A 950-nucleotide genomic window follows, 5' to 3' on the forward strand; every position below is an offset into this window, starting at 1 on the left:
CACGTTTGAGGGGTCGCCGGTCATGAAGCGCCTGGTCGAGGGCATCGAGCACAAAGCTCGCATGGGCCGTTCGGCTTGCCCGCCAACCGACGATGCGACGAGCGAAGGCGTCGATCACGAAAGCGACGTATACGAAGCCCTGCCAGGTCGCGACGTATGTAAAATCGGATAACCACAGCATGTTCGGCGCGGGAGCCTTGAAGTGGCGGTTGACGCGGTCGAGCGGACACGGTGCAGTCTTGTCCGACACGGTGGTTTTGATGGGCTTGCCGCGAATGATGCCTTGAAGACCCATTTTTCTCATGAGCCTTGCGACAGTGCAGCGTGCGACGTCGAAGCCTTCTCGCTGCAACTGTCGCCACACTTTCCGCACGCCATAGACCTGGAAGTTCTCGTTGAACACCCGGCGTATCTCGACCTTCATGGCCATGTCGCGCCGGGCGCGGGCCGACAGGCGACCCACATCCGTGCGCTTGGCAATGACTTCATAATAGGTGGACGGGGCAATCGGCAGCAGCCTGCAAATCGGCTCGACCCCGAGCACCGAGCGGTGTTCGTCGATGAAGGAAATCATCGCTTCAGTGGGCGGTCGAGCTCCGCCTGGGCAAAATATGCCGAGGCTTTGCGTAGAATCTCATTCGCCTGACGAAGCTCGCGGTTCTCCCGCTCCAAAGCCTTCATCTTCTCGGCGACATCGCTCGGCAGGCCTGCGCGCTTACCACTGTCGACCTCGGTCTTCTTGACCCATTCGTGCAGCGTGGCTGGCGAGCAACCGATCTTGGCCGCAATAGATGAAACAGCAGCCCACCGCGAAGGGTGCTCGGCTTCGTGATCCAACACCATACGAATGGCGCGTTGACGGACTTCAGGTGAAAACTTGTTCGTTGTCTTGCTCATAGTGGCTCCACTTTCTCAGAAGTTGCAGCCTCCGGCAAACCCGGTGCGGTTCA

General features: G+C 59.5%; 1 pseudogene and 1 other annotated feature. The pseudogene reads right to left on the reverse strand.

The features are described from left to right. Positions 1-897 (reverse strand): annotated as a pseudogene (locus ACED18_RS20545) (IS3 family transposase); the annotation flags it as partial. Further along, positions 500-616, reverse strand: a sequence feature (AL1L pseudoknot). (Overlaps the previous pseudogene by 117 nt.) Positions 898-950: the final 53 nt, after the last annotated feature.

This window comes from Rhizobium sp. SG2393, assembly GCF_042610495.1.
Classification (GTDB): Bacteria; Pseudomonadota; Alphaproteobacteria; order Rhizobiales; family Rhizobiaceae; genus RU20A.